This window comes from Paenibacillus sp. FSL R5-0475, assembly GCF_038004585.1.
Lineage (GTDB): Bacteria > Bacillota > Bacilli > Paenibacillales > Paenibacillaceae > Paenibacillus_AQ.
This window is the reverse complement of record NZ_JBBORK010000001.1, coordinates 4,702,756-4,719,966: the sequence shown is the minus strand read 5'-3', so window position 1 is coordinate 4,719,966 and position 17,211 is coordinate 4,702,756. Positions and strand designations below refer to the sequence as shown.

Annotated in this window: 17 protein-coding genes; 15 read left to right on the top strand and 2 right to left on the bottom strand. The window is 39.6% G+C overall.

Annotation, left to right across the window (positions count from 1 at the left end; genetic code table 11):
* Nucleotides 1–242 precede the first annotated feature (242 nt).
* From yidC to MKX41_RS21100, 6 genes are all read left to right on the top strand, one after another.
* Entirely contained in the window at nucleotides 243–1,085 is an 843-nt protein-coding gene (gene yidC / locus MKX41_RS21125; protein ID WP_339798771.1) for a membrane protein insertase YidC, read from the top strand.
* 299 nt (nucleotides 1,086–1,384) lie between these two features.
* A complete protein-coding gene (locus MKX41_RS21120; RefSeq protein ID WP_340972929.1) occupies nucleotides 1,385–1,633 on the top strand; it encodes a DUF6678 family protein in 249 nt (82 codons plus the stop codon).
* A gap of 373 nt (nucleotides 1,634–2,006) precedes the next feature.
* Entirely contained in the window at nucleotides 2,007–2,411 is a 405-nt protein-coding gene (locus tag MKX41_RS21115) for a GNAT family N-acetyltransferase (RefSeq protein WP_038573410.1), read from the top strand.
* Nucleotides 2,412–2,481: 70 nt separating this feature from the next.
* The gene (locus tag MKX41_RS21110; protein ID WP_339798767.1) at nucleotides 2,482–2,910 is read left to right on the top strand and encodes an SRPBCC family protein; all 429 of its coding nucleotides are present in this window, start codon (nucleotides 2,482–2,484) and stop codon (nucleotides 2,908–2,910) included.
* Nucleotides 2,911–3,156: 246 nt separating this feature from the next.
* Nucleotides 3,157–3,654 (top strand): LURP-one-related/scramblase family protein, encoded by a 498-nt coding sequence (locus MKX41_RS21105; protein ID WP_340972927.1) that lies wholly within the window; start codon nucleotides 3,157–3,159, stop codon nucleotides 3,652–3,654.
* Between the two features lie 436 nt (nucleotides 3,655–4,090).
* Complete coding sequence (locus tag MKX41_RS21100; RefSeq protein WP_340972925.1) at nucleotides 4,091–7,630, top strand: alpha-amylase family glycosyl hydrolase; 3,540 nt, start codon at nucleotides 4,091–4,093, stop codon at nucleotides 7,628–7,630.
* A gap of 82 nt (nucleotides 7,631–7,712) precedes the next feature.
* Here the strand turns inward: MKX41_RS21100 and MKX41_RS21095 are convergent, their stop codons facing one another.
* Both MKX41_RS21095 and MKX41_RS21090 read right to left on the bottom strand, forming a co-directional pair.
* Nucleotides 7,713–8,306: a YdeI/OmpD-associated family protein gene (locus MKX41_RS21095; protein ID WP_339267314.1), complete on the bottom strand. Its 594-nt coding sequence runs from the start codon at nucleotides 8,304–8,306 to the stop codon at nucleotides 7,713–7,715.
* Nucleotides 8,307–8,494: 188 nt separating this feature from the next.
* Nucleotides 8,495–9,415 (bottom strand): phosphotransferase enzyme family protein, encoded by a 921-nt coding sequence (locus MKX41_RS21090; protein ID WP_340972923.1) that lies wholly within the window; start codon nucleotides 9,413–9,415, stop codon nucleotides 8,495–8,497.
* Between the two features lie 202 nt (nucleotides 9,416–9,617).
* Here MKX41_RS21090 and MKX41_RS21085 point away from each other — a divergent pair, with 202 nt between their 5' ends.
* The 9 genes from MKX41_RS21085 (at nucleotide 9,618) to MKX41_RS21045 (ending at nucleotide 17,132) form a co-directional block, all read left to right on the top strand.
* The gene (locus MKX41_RS21085) at nucleotides 9,618–10,496 is read left to right on the top strand and encodes an aminoglycoside phosphotransferase family protein (RefSeq protein ID WP_340972922.1); all 879 of its coding nucleotides are present in this window, start codon (nucleotides 9,618–9,620) and stop codon (nucleotides 10,494–10,496) included.
* A gap of 229 nt (nucleotides 10,497–10,725) precedes the next feature.
* A complete protein-coding gene (ahpC, locus tag MKX41_RS21080; protein WP_042192019.1) occupies nucleotides 10,726–11,289 on the top strand; it encodes an alkyl hydroperoxide reductase subunit C in 564 nt (187 codons plus the stop codon).
* Nucleotides 11,290–11,303: 14 nt separating this feature from the next.
* Nucleotides 11,304–12,833 (top strand): alkyl hydroperoxide reductase subunit F, encoded by a 1,530-nt coding sequence (gene ahpF, locus MKX41_RS21075; protein ID WP_042192017.1) that lies wholly within the window; start codon nucleotides 11,304–11,306, stop codon nucleotides 12,831–12,833.
* A 224-nt stretch (nucleotides 12,834–13,057) separates the two neighbouring features.
* Nucleotides 13,058–13,879: a methyl-accepting chemotaxis protein gene (locus MKX41_RS21070; RefSeq protein WP_340972919.1), complete on the top strand. Its 822-nt coding sequence runs from the start codon at nucleotides 13,058–13,060 to the stop codon at nucleotides 13,877–13,879.
* A 114-nt stretch (nucleotides 13,880–13,993) separates the two neighbouring features.
* On the top strand, nucleotides 13,994–14,710 hold the full coding sequence (deoD, locus tag MKX41_RS21065) for a purine-nucleoside phosphorylase (RefSeq protein ID WP_149644832.1): 717 nt from the start codon (nucleotides 13,994–13,996) through the stop codon (nucleotides 14,708–14,710).
* A gap of 270 nt (nucleotides 14,711–14,980) precedes the next feature.
* Nucleotides 14,981–15,958, top strand: a complete 978-nt coding sequence (locus tag MKX41_RS21060; protein WP_339271802.1) for a cation diffusion facilitator family transporter — start codon at nucleotides 14,981–14,983, stop codon at nucleotides 15,956–15,958.
* Between the two features lie 73 nt (nucleotides 15,959–16,031).
* Complete coding sequence (locus tag MKX41_RS21055; protein WP_042131123.1) at nucleotides 16,032–16,352, top strand: metal-sensitive transcriptional regulator; 321 nt, start codon at nucleotides 16,032–16,034, stop codon at nucleotides 16,350–16,352.
* Nucleotides 16,353–16,461: 109 nt separating this feature from the next.
* Nucleotides 16,462–16,698: a glutaredoxin family protein gene (locus MKX41_RS21050; RefSeq protein WP_042192013.1), complete on the top strand. Its 237-nt coding sequence runs from the start codon at nucleotides 16,462–16,464 to the stop codon at nucleotides 16,696–16,698.
* Nucleotides 16,699–16,802: 104 nt separating this feature from the next.
* Complete coding sequence (locus tag MKX41_RS21045) at nucleotides 16,803–17,132, top strand: four-helix bundle copper-binding protein (RefSeq protein WP_042192011.1); 330 nt, start codon at nucleotides 16,803–16,805, stop codon at nucleotides 17,130–17,132.
* Nucleotides 17,133–17,211: the final 79 nt, after the last annotated feature.

Sequence of the window (17,211 nt, the reverse complement as noted above, 5' to 3'; positions counted from 1 at the left end):
GATCGCTCTCATCTATTCCTTAGTGTCAATTCCATTCACCTATTTTTCTACACAAGAGATACACTGGGGTTATGAAATTGCTCCAGCCGGTTTAACTTGGTTTGTAGCTGTCAGACTGTCACAACCGAGCAGCATTCAGCGGTGGATAGTACGTACCGCCAGACGAAGAGAAGCACCTAATGAAGAAGACCATAGTCCTTCCCCACATTGATATTCCATACTTTCAATTAGGGAGGACAACGATGAAAAAGATTTTGTTGTTTCAAAAATGGGCCAAACCCATTCTCGTCATGTTGATTGGAGTTATTCCGATCATTGTGCTCAGCGGGTGTTCGACAGCATCCCAATCAAACTCGATTAATGCCGATTCAGCAGGGGTATTTAACCACTTTTTTATTTATCCATTTTCGATCTTGATCAAATTCTTCGCGAATGTATTTCACGGAAACTACGGATTATCGATCGTGCTGATGACTTTCATCATCAGACTCGCGATCATGCCGCTCATGATGAATCAAACCAAGAAACAAATGGACATGAAAGAAAAGATGGCCGTCCTCCAGCCGGAGTTAACTGCACTTAAGGAGAAGTATAAGAACGACGTCAGTGCGGATGCAAAAAAACAACAGCAAGTCGAGATGATGCAGCTCTACCAGAAGCATCAATTTAATCCCTTAAATATGGGGTGTTTACCGATGCTTCTCCAATGGCCGGTCACCCTCGCATTTTACTACGCCATTCGTCGTACCCCAGAGATTGCAGCGGACGATTTTCTGTGGTTTAGCTTGGGGAAAACAGATATGATTTTGCCGCTTATTGCCGCTGCGGTGTATTACGTTCAGTTCCGCGTGTCTCAATCCGTTTCAGCGCAGTATCAGCAAAATCAAAATAACCAAATGGCTTTCATCGGATTGTTGTCACCGATCATGATGGGTGTATTTTCTTTTCAGATGCCCGCCGCGTTACCATTATATTGGGCAGTTGGCGGTATATTCATTATCGTGCAAACGATCATACTCAATAAAATGTACACGAAGCCAAATGTAGTGAGTAAAAACTTACCCACCGGTGTAGAAGATTTATAAAATTGAACCAGGTCATAAAACAATACTAAACACAAGGCATCTGAGGCGCGACCTCAGATGCTCTGTTTTTTATGTTGGCGGCTCGTTAACGGGGAACATAGTTCAACATAATGAGAAAAATGAAAGGGCCATCCCACAAAAGGATGGCCCTAAAACTTACCGTTACAGACAGCGCGGAGAACCGTATCATAAATAACGATTAAGCTAATGGCAAACTATAGCTCAATAACACCAGAACGAAGCTGCCGACTTGAATCGGCAGCTTTGTTCTGCTAACGGGCAGTTTTGTACAAGAGAAAATGATAAAATGGAGGACTAAAAACATTGATACTGGCTATATCAGCCTTTGGGATGGAGATTGGTATTACCATTTTTCAGATGGCGGCTACAAATTAATTGAGTGGTTAGAAATTCATGCTGAAGATGACTTGATAAAAACTGATTTAATTCAAATCCTAAAAAAAATACATGTTCCAGGTGAAGTAACTACCGACTCGATCATAATTTATGGTTATAAAAAAACTAATGAATTCATTGATTATATTTGAGTAATTGCGCCAACGGGTAGCGTTAGCTCAAATACGATTAGGTAGCCGTCAGTCAATGCGATCAGCTGCCTTTATTCAACTAACGGGCAGATTAACGCTATAAACCTTTTAGGATTAGTATGCTTAGGTAAAAGAAGTATTCTCATGAATTCTCTAATGTAAATAAATACAAATTCCACTTCAGTTAATCCATTTTCTATACATATTTTTAAGAGTATATTGAGGTAAATAAAGTGATTATTCACTTTGATAAATCCGAAATTGCTATGTCGGTATTATTTTATGGCTTCGTAAGGATTGCAAAACCATCGAAATATGGGAGTTTAAAACAGATGTTGTACCGTAGTTAGTTTTATGAAAGGAAGGTACAGGGGTGAGTATTTATTACGCTTCAAGCAAAGAGGATATCACTAAGGATGCACTCCAAGAGTTATTTCTTTCAGTAGAATGGGAGTCTGGCAAGTACCCAAACGAGCTTTTACAAGCAATCGGAGGATCTCATTCAATTGTTACCGCTTGGGAAGGAGGAAAGCTTGTCGGTTTAATAAATGCTTTGTCAGATGGTGTTTTAACGGTATATTTTCATTATATGCTTATTAATCCTAGTTATCAGAGTATCGGTATAGGTAAGGAAATGATGAATATAATGCTTGATAGATATAAAGGGTGTAAAACAAAAGTATTAATTTCTTATCCTCATGCAGTGGATTTCTATAATAAATTTGGCTTTAATACAGAGGATGGAGCTACACCAATGTTTATCTCAGAGTTGATATAATTGATGGTATAATTTTCATATACAAATAATTACATAAATTAGATCCTTATAAAAAAGGGGAATGAGCAATATGGCAAATATCGAGCACTTGCAGACCGTGAATGTTCCAGCTTCAAAGGTATATGAAGCATTAACCACTGCAAAAGGACTTTCAGAAATATGGACAAATGAACTAATAGTCAATGATCAGATCGGTTGTATAAATGAGTTCCTATTCGGCGGAAAAGGCTTAACAAAGATGCGAGTTGATGAGCTTGTTCCCGATAAAAAGATTTTGTGGCAGTGTGTTGATTCAGATCCAGAATGGATAGGTACGACAATTTCTTTTGATATGAAGGAAAAAAACGGGAAAACTTCAATCATTTTTCGTCAGATGAATTGGGAGGAAGTGACCTCATTTTATCGCGTATGTAATTATAACTGGGCTATTTTTTTGTACAGTCTTAAACAGTATTGCGAAGAAGGCGAGGGTCTTCCGTATCATAAACGGAAGTTTTAGAACCATTGAAAACACGGTTGGGTGACTAAAGTACAGGATCCCGAGAAATGATTTCGGAAGTACTGGGTAAGTACGAAGAAGTTTTCACCCAAGTTTTTACAATCATTCGGTTCAACTATTGGGAAACTATAGTTCAATAATGAGAGGGTTAACGAAAGGTAGTTCATGGTTAGGTGGCTATCACTATTAATATCTATGATGAAATCTGCGCTTTAATAATATGCTTATATCGAAGGAGGTATTGGAATGAAGCAGCTTTATATAAAGCAGAAGGTATTCAGTCTAAGTGGTAAATTTACGGTAAAGAATCCGCAGGAGCAGGATGTCTATTATGTAGAGGGCAGTTTTATGCAAATACCAAAGACGTTCTCCATTATGAATACAACAAGAGATGAAGTCGCACTTATTACGAAGAAGGTATTTAGTTTTTTACCGAAGTTTTTTGTTGAGGTCAATGGCCGAGAGGTGTTAACGATTAAGAAGGAGTTTTCTTTCTTTAAAGCACGCTATACGATTGATGCGGCTGACATTGAGGTACATGGTAACTGGTGGGACATGGATTTTCAGGTCTTGCAGCATGGTGTAGTCATAGGTAAAGTGAATAAGGAGTGGTTCACTTGGGGTGATAGCTACAAGGTTCAAATACTAAATGAGGAGATGGAGGCAATCATAATTGCGTTCGTTGTTGCAATTGATTGTGTAAAAGCTGACCAAGCAACTGCTTCCTCATCAGCGACGAATTAATTTAGGGACATACAAAATAATATATTTAAGGAATTAATATTTCATAAAATCATACTAGAATAGTTACGAAAGTATAGAGCCTAGTTCTATAAATAGCGGTAATTTAAGATTTTAATATGCCTTGAACAACTGATGAATGAAAACGATTGAACTATGTATTTAAACTCTTAAATTTTTATGTTTTTAGCCTAAAAGATGCATTGACCCGGAAAAGGTTGGAGCCTATAATCATAAACAGGGAAAATTCATTAGATATGGAGCTATCTGTAACCTGAGGATTTCTCAATAGTTCTATTTGTAAACGCATACAATGAGGTTTTTCCATATTTTCTATGAAGGAGGAGATTGGATAAGTTAGATTGTTTCTTTTTTTCTCATTTTTGCAAACGTTTGCACAACGTAATTTGCACTTAAAATTAATGAGGAGGTTATTTAATTGGTACGAAAACAATCTAGGCGGTTTGTTTCTTGGTTGATCATTTTTTCGCTAATCTTTAGTTTATTCGGTTTATCGGGCGGGGCTTCAGCCAGCAACACTGATTATACAGTCTCCTATACGAACACCACAGCATCTTCTGTGACACTGCATTGGACTACGAATAATTGGACGAATACTACGGACACAGTCATGTCTAAAAGTGGGACCACGTTTACGGCCAACCTCAATGTGCAGGAGGGCGCAACACTCATTTATTGTTATCACATCACAGCCCCGACGGATAGCTGGGACAGCAACGGAGGGAAGAACTGGACGGTAGTTATTCCGGTTGCTGGGAAGTATGAAGCTGAGAGCGCAGCCTTGTCAGGTGGCGCAAAAATAAATACGAATCACACCGGATATACCGGCACCGGTTTTGTTGATGGATACACAACCACAGGAGCAACTACCACCTTTAATGTTCAATCTTCCGCTGCAGGCGCCTATAATGTCACGCTTCGCTATGCCAATGCGACTGGCAGTGCCAAGCAAGTTTCCATTTATGTGAATGGAGCAAAGGTAAAGCAGACCAATTTAGCGAACTTGCCAAATTGGGATGCATGGGGTGAACAAACAGAAACGCTCTCCTTACAGGCAGGAAATAATACGATCGCTTACAAATATGACTCGGATGATACTGGGAATATCAATATCGACTATCTAACTCTTTCAGCCACAGCAACACCAACCGTAACACCAACCGTAACACCAACCGTAACACCAACCGTAACACCAACCGTAACACCAACACCAACACCAACACCAACACCAACACCAACACCAACGCCAACACCAACCGTAACACCAACACCGACACCAACACCAACACCAACACCAACCGTAACACCAACACCTACACCAACTTCGGCTGGCTTAACGGTTCATTTTAAGAAACCAGCAAACTGGAGCTCAACGATCCGAATCCATTACTGGAATCTGAGTCCGACAACAGTTCCAACAAGCGGAGCTTGGCCAGGAATTCTGATGAAATCGGACGGAAACGACTGGTACAGCTATACTATTGCCAACGCCACCGGCACAAGCCTTATCTTTAATGATGGCAACGGCAAACAGACCGCCGACTTATCCCGCAGTATAAAAGAGGGCTGGTATTCCTCGGATAATGTGTGGTATGACGCTAATCCAGAAATTCCGAAGATCCCTGTGATTTCAGTCTCTCCTACACCGAAGACATATGATTCTGCCCAAACTGTGAAGCTCTCCAGTATCAATACTGGCGATAAAATCTACTATACGACAGACGGGTCGACACCTACGACATCCTCTACCTTGTATACCACTCCAATCCAAGTGGCCTCTACTATGACTATTAAGGCTTTTGGTGTTAACTCCATCGGTCAAGCAGGCAGTGTAGGCACCTTTGCTTATGTCATTGACCTAAATCTCGACCTGCAGGCCCCAACGATAACCGCGAATTTACCTGTTGGGAATTCAAGCTCTGCGGTTACCGTCTCTTTTAATATAAAAGATAACAAAGGAGCAACGACCACCGCATATTACACAGATAATGGGACGGAACCAACTACCAGTTCAAATCTCTATGTCTCGGGCAATGCTTTAACTGCTCTGGCAGGACCGTCCATTCTTATTAATAAGACGACGACACTGAAATTCCTGGTGGTTGATGGTGCCGGAAATGAAACGAAGCAGAGCTTTGTCTATACGATTGGAAATAAAGGTGATTTCCGTGAAGACACCATTTATTTCGTAATTACTTCACGATTCTATGATGGTGATCCGAGTAACAATGTACATTCATGGGAGGATGCTAAAGCAGGAAATCCGGATTCAGACCCAGCTTGGAGAGGTGACTTTAAGGGACTGATTCAAAAGCTCGATTACATCAAAGCGCTTGGATTCAGTGCTATTTGGATTACGCCAGTGGTGCAGAATGCCAGCGGGTATGATTATCACGGCTACCATGCGATTAATTTTTCCAAAGTAGATCCAAGGTATGAATCAGCCGGAGCCTCTTATCAGGAATTGATTAATGCAGCTCATGCCAAAGGGATAAAGGTTATTCAGGATGTTGTTGTGAATCATACCGGTAATTTTGGGGAAGAGAATCTGTTGCCTATGTTCAAAAAAGATCCGACTGCAGCGGACACCGTAAATAACATGCTTAAAATTACGGATAAACTGCCAGCTAACTATGATACGATGACCCCTGATCAGCAATATCAGGCCAGACTCGCAATCATGAAAAATGCGGAAACTAACAATAACATGTATCATACCGAAAAAAGTCTTTCCTGGGAATCTTACACCGTACAGACAGGACAGATTGCAGGAGACGCCGTGGACTTGAATACTGAAAATCCTGTAGTGAATCAGTATCTAATTGACAGCTATAATCAGTATATTGATATGGGTGTTGATGCTTTCCGGGTCGATACTGTGAAGCATGTGAGTCGGTATATTTTTAACAAATACTTTGTTCCTGCTTGGAAATCAAGAGGGGGCTCAAACTTCTTTGTCTTTGGTGAAGTGGCTACTCGGTACAGAGATGTATGGAATAGTGGAATTCCGGCAATATCGACTCCATTCTATACATGGAAAAGCTCGAAAGCCTATCCGGGTGATGGACAAAATGACTACGCTTCCAACAAGCTGTCAGTGGAACAAGAGTGGGCAGATAACTCTACTACAACAGGGCAGCCAACCTCGAACAATGCTTTTTTAATAGGCAATAATTATCACGCGCCTGACTATTCGATGAAATCGGGTATGGATGTTATTGATTTCCCGATGCATTGGGCATTCAAGACTGCACAGGAAGCATTCAGTATGAAGAGCGGTGATCAATATTATAACGATGCTACTTGGAATGTAACTTATGTTGACTCTCATGACTATGCACCTGACCAAGCCCCAGAGAATCAACGATTTGCAGGGACACAAGACACTTGGGCTGAGAATCTCTCGCTGATGTTCACTTTCCGGGGAATACCTGCGATCTATTACGGTTCTGAAATCGAGTTTAAAAAAGGATCAGTCATCGATGTAGGCCCGAATGCACCACTTAGCTCAACAGGGCGTGCTTACTTTGGAGATCAAATTGAGGGTAGCGTTACTGTTCAGGACTACGGTAAGTATACAAATGCTACTGGCACACTTGCCGATTCATTAAACTATCCTTTGGCAAAACATATTAGACAACTCAATTTAATCAGAAGAGCTGTTCCAGCCTTGCAAAAAGGCCAGTATTCCACAGAAAATGTATCCGGTGATTTGGCATTTAAAAGAAGATATACCGATAGCGCAAAAGGTATTGATAGCTTTGCGTTAGTTACGATCTCAGGAAATGCGACATTTACCGGAATTCCGAACGGAACTTACGTGGATGCGGTGACTGGCGATACCAAAAACGTTACTAACGGTACAATCACTCTGGTATGCTCTGGAAAAGGAAATGCTAGAGTGTATGTATTGAACGGTAGCGGTGGAATAGGAGTAACCGGAACCTACCTGAAGTAGTATAAAGTCTTTTAGTAAAAAGAGAAGAAGCAACCTCAGTTCGGATTGTTCACCGATCTAAGGTTGCTTCTTCATATACAACTTAATCATTTAATCCTTTTCCATCCAGAATTTGCGGCATCCATTTTTCAACCCTAGATACTCGAGTTTTGGATTGCTTGGGTTCAGAAAAATGATGAAGGTATGCTCTTTGCCGCCCGGGCGTCAAGGCTTCAAAAGCATTTTTCAAGGCAGGCATTTCATCAAGTTTAGTTTGAAATTCATCAGGAATGATGAAATCTGTATTCTTTTTGAATTCCACTTCCAAACCAGCTTTTTCAACTTCGATGGCTTCATAAATATATTCTTTTATGATGCTTTCTTTTTCAAGGATTTCTTGAACATTGGTGAAACGGATCTGGCGTGCAGCTTGTACATTCTCCGTTTGTTGAATCAGAATCCCATGGGTATCCTTTAATAAGACACCTTTATGAAACAGCAGTGCAATATATTCTTTAAATCCATGGATTAAGACTATGTTTTTGTTCTCAAACGTGTAACAAGGATGCATCCATTTAAAGTCTTCGGTCAGCTCACAGTCAAGAACGATATTTCTCAACGTCTCGTATTCTTCCTGCCACTGTTTTACTTTCCTTAGAAATCCGTCCACCTTCGGATTCGTTTTACTATTAGTCATTAAGGAACACCCTTCTTCCTCGTAATCATATTAAGATTTCAACTTGCTTAGCTTGTCCCTTTTGTGGCTGATCTAATTGCATAGTTTGCATACAGACACTAGTAAAGCTAACATAATATTAGATGTCTCTTATGGAAATGGCTAGTAAAACTTATGTTAGCGAGGTATTTATGAACCGAATAGAAGTATCAATGTTTAATGCAAACTTCCTGCCACTTCATAAGCCAGTGATATTGTTGATCGCAAAATTCTTTAGATATACATTGTAATCCTTGGCACTGTACTATTCTTGAGATAATTTGAAAATGTCTGATCGCAATAAAATCGAAAATCGCAAGAATCTCCTGGTCGCTCAGTGTGCGTATTTTACTATATCCTTTATAAAAGCGTTCGTATAAACGTAAGGTTTGATCATACATTGATTCATGAAATTCATTAAAATGGGTATCATCACACATATATGCAACATCCATACTCGAATAATCACCTGAAGCGTCGTCAAAGTCAAAGAGAACATATTCGCCATGCTCGTTTCTGATCATATTTCCCGTATGAAGGTCACCGTGACAAAAGTTTTTTGGGAGCCTAGTGATGCGTTCCCATAATTCATTACCGTATTGATTAAGTTCTAGAATTTTTTCTGGATCAAAATGGAGTTCTTTCATATTGGAGATATAGCCATCGATGTAATCGACTTTCGTCCTGTTAATAAGTTTATTGGGATATAGTTTCATTAGGTTATGGAGTTCTGCAATCTGATTTCCGATACTCTCGGCCTCAAGCTTAACCTCGGGCATTGCGCCCTCGACATAATCGTATAATATACCTACGCAGCTACCAACCTGATTACTAAGCATAATATGGCTATCATTTTCGACAGTTCTAACCACAGATACTGCTGGATATGAATTTGCTTTTAAATAATCTAAGATCTGAACCGTCTGCAAGGCGTCATCCGATTTAAAGTTACGGTATATTTTAAACATATACTTTTGTTCTTGATTCTGTAAGTAATATACTTTACCGATCATTTCTCGATGAAGTTCGATATTCTCTATATTTATTTGATAGGCTCGCTTGATTTCACCGATAAGACTATCAACTTTCATAAGCTGAATTCTCCTTTGAGTAGAACTTGGGCTATATAAATTATCTTTACTGTATATCCAATATGTAAATACTAACGATAGCTTATGTCACAAACAAATATACGGAAGTATTTTACAATAATGACAGTGAAGTTGAATATGGGCTGTTCAGCGATATTTTTTATGATAGGTGACAAATAACTTTTGTTTGGAGAGATAAACATTGAATACAATTACCGTCGATTTAGTTGCAAGATTAATTAATGAACAATTTCCCGCGTGGTCCGATTTAGAGATTAGGCCAGTAAAATTCAGCGGGAATGATAATCGTACGTTTCATTTAGGTGGGCATATGAGCGTGAGGTTACCAAGTGCAGCAGCTTATGCTCCACAAGTAGAGAAAGAGCAACTATGGTTGCCCATATTAAGTAAAGAACTCACGTTACCTATTCAAATACCATTAGTCAAAGGGAAGCCTAACGAAGAATATCCATTGCCGTGGTCTATCAATAAGTGGGTAGAGGGTGAGACATTAACGCACCAAAATATTAATGATCTTAACCAGTTTGCAAGAGATTTGGGAGCATTTTTAATTGAATTACAATCTATTGATGCTAGTAGGGGGCCTTTAGCAGGAGAACATAATTTCTATAGAGGTGGATCTTTAGCTGTATATGATGAAGAGTCTAGACATGCGATTGAGCATAATAAAGATATTTTTAAAGAAGATCTATTGAGAGAAATCTGGGAATTAGCATTAGATTCTAAATGGAATTCCAAGCCGGTTTGGGTTCATGGAGATATTGCGCCAGGGAATTTACTAGTCAAAGATGGAAAGCTGTGTGCAGTCATTGATTTCGGAATCTTGGGTGTAGGCGATCCTGCTTGTGATGCGGCAATGGCATGGACCTTTTTTGATGAGGATAGTAGAAAGGTATTCAAGGATGTATTACAGATGGATGAAGAGACTTGGAATAGAGCAAGAGGATGGGCTTTATGGAAAGCATTAATCACATATAATGGAAATCGATATTCTAACCCAAAGGTAGCGAGAGAATCTTTAAATATTATCAATCTAATAGCAGATGACTTCGAATTGTAGAAATTGCCCTACATAAAACATGTAAACTAACCCATACTAGTTCATAAGTATGATAATTTATGAACATTTAGCGACTGACAACGATTATCATATTAGAATTATTATAAATAACTTGACAGGCCTTAATTTGGTTAATTATAATAATTACAAATAGTATTCAGATATGTGATGTTTGCAGATTTGAATATTGTATCCACAAAAAATAAAACTTAAAGGAGATTTAAATAATATGTCACTTATCGGAACAGAAGTCCTACCATTCAAAGCAAGCGCATTTCAAGATGGGAAATTCATCGATGTATCAGAAGAAAACTTTAAAGGTAAATGGAGTGTAGTTTGCTTCTACCCAGCTGACTTTACATTCGTATGCCCAACTGAACTTGAAGATCTGCAAAACCAATATGAAACCCTAAAACAATTGGGTGTTGAAGTATATTCCGTTTCCACAGATACTCACTTTACACATAAAGCATGGCATGAAAGCTCTGCAGCTATTGGCAAGGTAAAATACATTATGATCGGCGATCCTTCTCATGTAATTTCCCGTAACTTTGATGTTCTGATCGAAGCTGACGGTCTTGCTGATCGTGGTACATTCATCATTGATCCAGACGGTATTATCCAAACCGTTGAAATTAATGCTGGTGGTATTGGTCGCGATGCTAGTGCACTTGTTAACAAAATCAAAGCAGCACAATATGTACGCAATCATCCAGGTGAAGTTTGCCCAGCGAAATGGTCCGAAGGTGCAGAAACTCTTAAACCAAGTCTCGATCTTGTAGGTAAGATTTAAGGAGCGAAAGCTAAATGAAATTAGATCAAGAAATAAAAGCTCAACTAGCTCAATACCTAGAACTCTTGGAAGGCGACGTAGTACTGAAAATCAGTGCAGGCTCTGACGAAGCATCTCAAGAGATGGAAGCGCTGGTTGATGAAATTGCCAAAATGTCAGCTAGGATAACGGTAGAAAAAACCGAACTGCCTAGAACCCCAAGCTTTAGCGTAAATCGTGTGGGTGAAGATACGGGCGTAACCTTTGCTGGAACTCCGCTAGGACATGAGTTTACTTCATTAGTGTTGGCTCTATTGCAAGTTAGCGGAAGAGCGCCTAAGGTTGAGCAAAGTGTTATTGATCAGATCAAAAGCATTAATGGCGAATATAAGTTTGAAACTTATGTCAGCCTAAGCTGTCACAATTGCCCTGATGTTGTACAAGCACTGAACCTAATGAGTATCTTCAATCCTGGCATTACCCATACGATGATTGACGGCGGAGTGTTCAAAGAAGAGGTAGAACGCAAAGAAATTATGTCTGTTCCAAGCGTTTACCTTAACGGAGAATTTTTCGAAAGTGGTCGTATGACGGTTGAAGAAATTCTAGCTAAAATGGGTAGTACTGTAGACGCATCAGAGTTTGACAATAAAGCTCCTTATGATGTTCTTGTTGTTGGCGGTGGCCCAGCAGGTGCAAGTGCAGCAATTTACGCAGCGCGTAAAGGAATTCGCACAGGGATTGTCGCTGAACGCTTAGGCGGACAGGTTAACGACACACTTGGCATTGAGAACTTTATCAGTGTAAATTACATTGAAGGTCCTCAGCTAGTGGCTAAACTCGAAGAGCAAGTGAAAGAGTATGGCATTGATGTGATGAAGTTACAACGTGCCACACGTTTAGATAAGAATGATTTAATTGAAGTTGAACTCGAGAACGGTGCTGTTCTAAAGAGTAAGACGGTCATTCTGTCGACAGGTGCTCGTTGGCGCAATATGGGTGTGCCTGGTGAAGCTGAATTCAAGAATAAAGGCGTAGCCTACTGCCCACACTGTGATGGTCCTTTGTTTGCAGGCAAAGATGTTGCCGTTGTCGGCGGCGGTAATTCAGGGATTGAGGCAGCTATTGACCTTGCGGGTATAGTGAAGCATGTAACGGTTCTGGAATTTGCTCCAGAGCTCAAAGCAGATGCTGTACTGCAAGATCGTCTCTACAGCCTACCTAACGTTACTGTGCTTAAAAACGTGCAAACGAAAGAAATTACCGGAACTGATAAGGTAGATGGTATTTCTTATATCGATCGTGCGACAGAAGAAACTCACCATATTGAATTACAGGGTGTGTTTGTACAGATCGGTTTGGTTCCGAACACAGATTGGTTAGGTGACATGGTTGAACGTACTCGCGTTGGCGAGATCGTTGTAGATAGCCATGGTGCCACAAATGTACCAGGAGTATTTGCTGCTGGCGATTGCACTAATAGTGCTTATAAACAAATCATCATTTCGATGGGATCCGGTGCAACTGCAGCTTTAGGTGCATTTGATTATCTGATCCGCAACTAATCGATACTGTTAATTAAAGCAAGTAACCCAAAGCCCTCACTTTTCACAAGGTGGGGGCTTTTTTGTATGCTATCCGTATGTTATGAGAGAAAAAGGGGATTTGTAAACTTTTTTGGAGGATTTTATGAGAATTCCTCGAATACATATTTCAAATATGAATTAAGCAAAATTGAGAATTTAGCACGGTTGGAAAAACCTTTTGCTGGAATGGAGACTATATTTCTGTGATTAATAATATTGAATCTTTAGACAAATTTATCGCGATTATACCTATAATAAAATTATCTATTCCGGCTGATTTATCCATAGCCATATGTGATTTGGAACGGTTTGTTGCTTATTTTCCTGGCAATACCATTAATTTAAACATTACCGAAGGACAGCTTTTAAACAAAGAAGAACCGCTTTACATAGCTATACGAGAGAATCAAGAATTAAAGTCCGATGTTCCGGCCAACTTCTATGGATTTGAGTTTACGGGTACAGCGACACCTCTTCATGATCAAAACGGTCAGGTCATTGGCGGGATTGCAGTTCAGATTCGTAGACAAAGTGAATTAAAGGCTATTGTAGAACAAATCTCAGAATCACTGACCCAAGCTAATGAGCAAATCAATAATATTTCGTATGGATCCAATTCACTTGCGGATTACTCTCAGCAACTACTTATTCAATCCCAACAAGCTGGTAGAGATGTGGAGAATACTACAGAGGTCCTATCGATTATTAAAAAGGTTGCTGACCAAACGAATTTACTCGGGCTGAATGCAGCAATAGAAGCAGCTCATGCAGGTGAGAAGGGAAGAGGGTTTGAAGTCGTAGCTAAGGAAATTCGGAAATTTTCACGGGAAACCGTTTCTTCAACTCAAAACATAAATGAAACCATGTTACAGATTAAGGGGATTACGAACCAAATGGCTAATTCGATAGAGAAGATAGCGGCGATCGGACAAGAACAGGCTGCATCTGTTCAGCATACTTCTGCATTTATTGAGGAAATAAAAATAATGTCCCAAAAGCTTAACGAGTTTGCGAATAAATTGTAGCAAGAGAATCAGTTCTTTTTTTGTTGAAACAAAAGAATATTTTAAACGTATATTTAAATTCATGGATGGTATAGTAAGATAGTAGTTGAGTAACAAACTTAGGAGGAATAAATTATGTCAACGCCGCACAATGCAGCACAAAATGGTGAAATCGCCAAAACAGTATTAATGCCAGGAGATCCGTTAAGAGCGAAGTATATCGCAGAAACCTATTTGGAGAACCCAACCCAATTTAATACGGTACGGAATATGTTTGGATATACAGGCACTTACAAAGGTAAAGAAGTGTCAGTAATGGGTTCGGGAATGGGAATGCCAAGTATCGGTATTTATTCTTATGAACTATACAAAAATTATGGTGTGGAAAACATCATTCGTATCGGTAGTGCAGGTGCCTACACAGATAAATTGAATTTATTTGATGTGGTACTGGCGGATAGTGCGTGGAGTGAATCTACATACGCCTATGTGCAAAGTGGTGTAGAAGGAGACGTGCAGCTGCCAAGTAAAGAATTGAACGAAGTCATTGAAGAAGCGGCTAAACGTATTAACAAGCCACTTTTGACGGCTAGAATTCATTCAAGCGATGTATTCTATCATGAAGATAACGTGCCAGGCCACAATGAATTTTACAATGAACATGGCTGTGTATGTGTAGAAATGGAGAGCTATGCATTGTTCCATAATGCGAAAGTATTAGGTAAACAAGCAGCATGTATTCTTACTATTTCAGATTCATTAGTTACTCATGCAGTAACCACGGCAGAAGAAAGACAAAATTCTTTCAACAGCATGATGGAAGTTGCATTAGAAGCAGCGATTTCTCTTTAAGATTAAGAAGTGAAAGATAAACTAAAACATCTTTATACAGAAATTGTATAGAGGTGTTTTTTTGTGTTTTCAAGACTAAAGAGGATATACCCTTAGGTTCGTTATTGACAAGAAGAAAAATCCAGATCATAATAACATATGAGCACTTGTTCATATGTTATTATGATCTGGAGCTTTTGAATACCACTGCGCGCGCATACAAATACTATCTTGCTGAAGGTAAATAGGAGGTAAATCATGAAGGACAAGAAGAATAATCACAATCATCAGATGGAGCACGTAGACGGGCAACACTCCGATCACGATCACAGCGATCACAATCACTCCCATGCAGGACATGATCATTCCCATGGGCCTCACGGTCATCATCATTTTGATCCTAGCGGAAACAAAAAAGGACTAATGATTGCATTAATAATTACAGTAGGAATTATGTTTTTGGAGTTTTTTGGCGGACTGATCACTAACAGCTTAGCGCTGCTATCGGACAGTGGGCATATGCTAAACGATGCAAGCTCCTTAGCATTAAGTCTAGTGGCGGTCTGGTTTGCAACTAAACCTGCATCTCCCAATAAAACATATGGATTTCATCGGTTTGAAATTCTAGCGGCACTATTGAATGGGGTCACCTTATTTGTAGTTGCTGGTTTTATCATCGTGGAGGCTTATGGCCGATTCTTCGAGCCGCCTACGGTTGCAAGTGGTTCTATGATGCTGATCGCATGTATAGGTCTTTTAGCCAATGTTGCTAGTGCTTGGTCTCTTATGAGAAAAGGAGATGTAAAGAATAACATTAACCTTCGCAGCGCTTATCTTCATGTGCTTGGCGATGCTTTAGGCTCGGTGGGGGCTATTATTGCAGGTTTAGTTATGATGATTTTTGGCTGGTATATTGCTGACCCGATTATAAGCGTACTAGTTGCTCTATTAATTCTTAGAGGCGCTTGGGGAATCATTAAACATACCGTTCATGTTCTTATGGAAGGTACACCGATTACAGTGAATCCATCTGAGGTGAAGGCAGTTCTAGAAAGTATCGAGGGCGTTATAAATGTTCATGATCTTCATGTTTGGACAATTACCTCGGGTCTTGATTCACTAAGCTGCCATCTCTTAATCAAAGATCAGGAAGATGATCAACGTATTTTGCAGCAAGCCATTCAGTTAATAGCGGAACGCTTCAAAATCCAGCATACTACTATTCAAATTGAGACATCGGTGATATCCCATGAAGTGATGAAAGTCTAATTATATTTTATATTTTGAATAGATTAGGGGGGCTATAGTATAATAAAACTATATGGAAAGGAGTGATTGGTGCATGGAAGATCATACGCACGAGCACGAATCATGTAGCACGGGTGAACGAAAAAGTCATCACTCTGAGAAGACTAAAAAGAACCTGGTTAGCCGTCTCAATAGAATTGAAGGACAAGTAAGAGGGCTAAAAGGATTGATTGAAAAGGACACCTATTGTGATGATGTGCTGCATCAAATCTCTTCGGTCCAATCTGCTTTGAACGGCGTAGGAAAGCTTTTGTTAGAACATCATATGAAGAGCTGTGTCGTGGAACGAATCCAAGATGGTGAAAATGAAGTGTTAGACGAGTTATTAATTACCATCAATAAATTAATTAAATAATGGATAATAGAAAGGATTCGTTGGTGGAATCCTTTTTTGTTAGATTCAAATATAGTGTAGGGGGGTATACTAACAATGTTAGAAAATATACTGAAGGAAGGAGATCCATATGAACGTAGAGGTATTTACAACACCGACTTGTGAGGATTGCAGAAATTTTAAAAAGTTCTTGAATGAGCATCATATTCCATTTACTGAATTTAATATTGCAGATCATCCTGACCATGCAGATACGTTATTTAATCGAACGGGAAAAAGATTGGTTCCTACCATTTTCATTAACAATCAGGTATTCTTCGGATTTGTGTTCAATCGTCAAGAAATTGAGAAACAGCTGCATGTCTAATGTTCAGTTCGGACAATTTCTCTGAGCATGATAAGTTAGCTCACGATTGGGTATATATAGAGTAGGGGACTATACTAAATTACATCTTGAGAGGAGCTTTTATGATGTCACATCAAAACTACAAAGCGTGTATTGAAGAATGTTTAAAATGTATGGTGGCTTGTAATCACTGTTACTCATCTTGCTTGGAGGAAGATCATGTTGGAATGATGAAGGAGTGCATTCGCCTGGATCGTGAATGTGCAGAAATATGCGGATTCACTGCACATGCCCTGTCGATGAACAGTAAATATGCCAAGGCCTTATGTTTAGCTTGTGCAGAGGCTTGTGAAGCCTGTGGCAACGAATGCAAAAAACATGACCATGATCATTGCCAGCAATGTGCAGAAGCATGTTTTGCCTGTGCGAAAATTTGCCGAGAAATGGCTGCTTAACTCAGTAGGACTCTCTTCAGAGAGGACGGATTCATGAAGGAGTTTTCTCAGAAACAGGATTTCTGTTACTGAGAAAACT

Excerpts from the sequence above, each read along its gene's own strand:
- MKX41_RS21105 (WP_340972927.1), top strand. The coding sequence starts at position 3,157 with ATGAAGCAGCTTTATATAAAGCAGAAGGTATTCAGTCTAAGTGGTAAA.
- ahpC (WP_042192019.1), top strand. The coding sequence starts at position 10,726 with ATGTCACTTATCGGAACAGAAGTCCTACCATTCAAAGCAAGCGCATTT.
- yidC (WP_339798771.1), top strand. The coding sequence starts at position 243 with ATGAAAAAGATTTTGTTGTTTCAAAAATGGGCCAAACCCATTCTCGTC.
- MKX41_RS21120 (WP_340972929.1), top strand. The coding sequence starts at position 1,385 with ATGATAAAATGGAGGACTAAAAACATTGATACTGGCTATATCAGCCTT.
- ahpF (WP_042192017.1), top strand. The coding sequence starts at position 11,304 with ATGAAATTAGATCAAGAAATAAAAGCTCAACTAGCTCAATACCTAGAA.
- MKX41_RS21050 (WP_042192013.1), top strand. The coding sequence starts at position 16,462 with ATGAACGTAGAGGTATTTACAACACCGACTTGTGAGGATTGCAGAAAT.
- MKX41_RS21095 (WP_339267314.1), bottom strand. The coding sequence starts at position 8,306 with ATGACTAATAGTAAAACGAATCCGAAGGTGGACGGATTTCTAAGGAAA.
- MKX41_RS21110 (WP_339798767.1), top strand. The coding sequence starts at position 2,482 with ATGGCAAATATCGAGCACTTGCAGACCGTGAATGTTCCAGCTTCAAAG.
- MKX41_RS21045 (WP_042192011.1), top strand. The coding sequence starts at position 16,803 with ATGTCACATCAAAACTACAAAGCGTGTATTGAAGAATGTTTAAAATGT.
- deoD (WP_149644832.1), top strand. The coding sequence starts at position 13,994 with ATGTCAACGCCGCACAATGCAGCACAAAATGGTGAAATCGCCAAAACA.
- MKX41_RS21060 (WP_339271802.1), top strand. The coding sequence starts at position 14,981 with ATGGAGCACGTAGACGGGCAACACTCCGATCACGATCACAGCGATCAC.
- MKX41_RS21090 (WP_340972923.1), bottom strand. The coding sequence starts at position 9,415 with ATGAAAGTTGATAGTCTTATCGGTGAAATCAAGCGAGCCTATCAAATA.
- MKX41_RS21055 (WP_042131123.1), top strand. The coding sequence starts at position 16,032 with ATGGAAGATCATACGCACGAGCACGAATCATGTAGCACGGGTGAACGA.